Annotated in this window: 4 protein-coding genes; 1 reads left to right on the top strand and 3 read right to left on the bottom strand. The window is 68.0% G+C overall.

The features are described from left to right. On the bottom strand, window positions 1–132 hold a 132-nt coding region (locus G6027_RS04020; protein WP_182635613.1), incomplete at its 3' end, for a CinA family protein. Between the two features lie 20 nt (window positions 133–152). Further along, entirely contained in the window at window positions 153–740 is a 588-nt protein-coding gene (pgsA, locus tag G6027_RS04025) for a CDP-diacylglycerol--glycerol-3-phosphate 3-phosphatidyltransferase (protein ID WP_182635615.1), read from the bottom strand. Between the two features lie 77 nt (window positions 741–817). Between pgsA and G6027_RS04030 the strand changes: the two genes are divergently transcribed. Beyond that, window positions 818–1099: a YciI family protein gene (locus G6027_RS04030; protein ID WP_182635617.1), complete on the top strand. Its 282-nt coding sequence runs from the start codon at window positions 818–820 to the stop codon at window positions 1097–1099. An 11-nt stretch (window positions 1100–1110) separates the two neighbouring features. Here G6027_RS04030 and G6027_RS04035 read toward each other — a convergent pair. Then, on the bottom strand, window positions 1111–2798 hold a 1688-nt coding region (locus G6027_RS04035; RefSeq protein ID WP_241726802.1), incomplete at its 5' end, for a DNA translocase FtsK.

A 2798-nucleotide genomic window follows, 5' to 3' on the forward strand; every position in this document is an offset into this window, starting at 1 on the left:
CGGCACCCCCGCCACGGTGGCCGCGAGCAGACCCGCGGTCAACGACTCAGCGGTCGCCAGCGTCCACCCACGCCCGCCGAGTGCGGCCACCGCGGCCGCGGCAGCCGGATCAGGGAGATCACCGGAGGTCATGGGAAGCCTGAACGGGTCGCTCAGTGCCCGGCCCTGGCGGCCTGACGCGCCTTGACCAGGTAGTCGATACCCGTATAGACGGTCAGGATCAGCGCCACGCCGATCACCGCCCACTCGACGGGCCAGACCCAGTGCGGTAGCGGAAGGATCAGCATGCCCAGCCCCAGGGTCTGGGTCACGGTCTTGAGCTTGCCACCCTTACTGGCCGCCACCACGTGGTCGACGCCGAACAGGCGCCAGAGGGTGATCCCCACCTCGCGGACGAGGATCACGATCGTGACCCACCAGAACAGCTCGTGGACCAGGGACAGCGAGATCATCGCCGCCGCCATGAGTGCCTTGTCCGCGATCGGGTCGGCGATCTTGCCGAAGTCCGTCACCAGACCCAGACGCCGGGCGAGGTACCCGTCCACGTAGTCGGTCGCCATCGCGAGCACGAAGACGACGAACGCACCCACCCGCCACCACGGGTCCTGTGCGTCGGCCACGAAGAACAGGACCACGAACACCGGGACCAACACGATCCGCAGGACGGTGAGCACATTGGCGATGTTGAGTACGGGGACCTCGGCGCCGGGGCGTCCGTCGTCGGTGATGGGAACTGTCACCCCCTCACCTTAGCGAGACCCGGCCGAATACCCTTGATCCGACAGCACCCCCGCCGCGACCAGGAAGGACCACGCCGATGCCGCTCTACGCAGTCAGCTACCGGTACGAGCCAGAGCAGATCGATGACCGGGAGGAGAACAAGCCGGCCCATCGCGAGTGGCTCTCCGCCCAGGTCGACTCGGGAACGATCCGATCGGTGGGTCCGTACACGGACGGCTCGGGCGCCCTGCTCGTGGTCGAGGCCGCCGATTCCGACGCCGCTCGCGCGCTGGTGGCGGAGGACCCCCACTGCCTGCGCGGCATGGTCTCCGAGGTCACCGTCCGGGAGTGGATGCCGGTGTTCGGCGCACTGGCCTGAGCCCGCACGGCTCAGCCCACCGGCGCCTCGTCCAGGCTCTCGCTCCCTGCCTGCACCTCACCCGGGTCCTCCTCGGGAGGGGCGCCACCCTTGATCATCCAGATGACCGATCCCAGTTCCTCCGGCTTGACCAGTACGTCGCGCGCCTTGGAGCCCTCGGAGGGACCGACGATGTCGCGCGACTCCATCAGGTCCATGAGCCGCCCCGCCTTGGCGAAGCCGACGCGGAGCTTGCGCTGCAGCATGGAGGTGGACCCGAACTGGCTGGAGACCACGAGTTCGACGGCGGCGAGCAAGTCGTCGAGGTCGTCCCCGATGTCGCCGTCGATGTCCTTCTTGGACTCCTCCTTGGCGGCGGTGACGGTGTCGTCGTAGTCGGGCTCCGCCTGGTTCTTGGCGTAGTCCACGACCTCGTGGATCTCCTCGTCCGTGATGAAGGCGCCCTGCATCCGGACGGGCCGCGACGCGCCCATCGGGATGAAGAGCCCGTCGCCCATCCCGATCAGTTTCTCCGCCCCCGCCTGGTCCAGGATGACCCGGGAGTCGGTGAGCGAGGACGTCGCGAAGGCCAGACGCGACGGCACGTTGGTCTTGATGAGACCCGTGACCACGTCGACCGACGGGCGCTGTGTGGCCAGGACGAGGTGGATGCCGGCGGCACGGGCCTTCTGTGTGATCCGCACGATCGCGTCCTCGATGTCGCGCGGCGCGGTCATCATGAGGTCGGCGAGTTCGTCCACCACCGCGACGATGTACGGATACGGGCGGTACACGCGCTCGCTCCCGGGCGGGGTCGTGATGGCCCCCGACTTCACCCGCTCGTTGAAATCGGTGATGTGACGCACGCGCGTGGACTTCATGTCCTGGTAGCGCTGTTCCATCTCCTCGACCAGCCACGCCAACGCGGCGGCGGCCTTCTTGGGTTGCGTGATGATCGGGGTGATCAGGTGCGGGATGCCCTCGTACGGCGTCAGTTCGACCATCTTGGGGTCCACGAGGATCAGTCGCACCTCGTCCGGGGTGGCGCGGGTGAGCAACGACACGAGCATCGAGTTGACGAAGCTGGACTTACCCGAGCCGGTCGAGCCGGCCACCAGGAGGTGCGGCATCTTGGCCAGGTCGGCGGTGACGAAATTTCCCTCGATGTCCTTGCCCAGCCCGATGAGCATCGGGTTGTGCTTGGTGGCGGTCTTCGGATCGGTGAGCACGTCGGCGAGCCTGACAAGCTCACGGTCCAGGTTGGGGACCTCGATGCCCACGGCGGACTTGCCGGGGATCGGGGCGAGCAGGCGGACGTTGTCGGTCGCCACCGCGTAGGCGATGTTCCGGTGCAGCGCCGTGATCTTCTCGACCTTGACGCCGGGGCCGAGCTCGACCTCGTAGCGCGTGACCGTCGGCCCGCGCGTGAACCCGGTGACCGCGGCGTCGATCTTGAACTGCTCGAGGACGCCCTGGATGGCCTCGATCATCTGGTCGTTGGACTCGCTGCGCTCCTTCGGCGGGTCTCCCGCGGTCAGCAGACTCACCGGCGGAAGAGTGTATTCGACACCGTTGACCAGCTGTTTCTGGGAATCGAGCCGCTCGGCGTCGCTGTCCGCCGCGGTGTGGGTGGACGGGGTATTGGTCTGTGGCACCACGGCCGTGTCGACGGCTCGGCTCGCCCCGGCGGCGCGGGCGGCAGGACCGACAGCGCCGCCGG

Origin of the sequence: Dietzia sp. SLG310A2-38A2 (genome assembly GCF_014145095.1) — a bacterium.
Taxonomy (GTDB): Bacteria; Actinomycetota; Actinomycetes; order Mycobacteriales; family Mycobacteriaceae; genus Dietzia.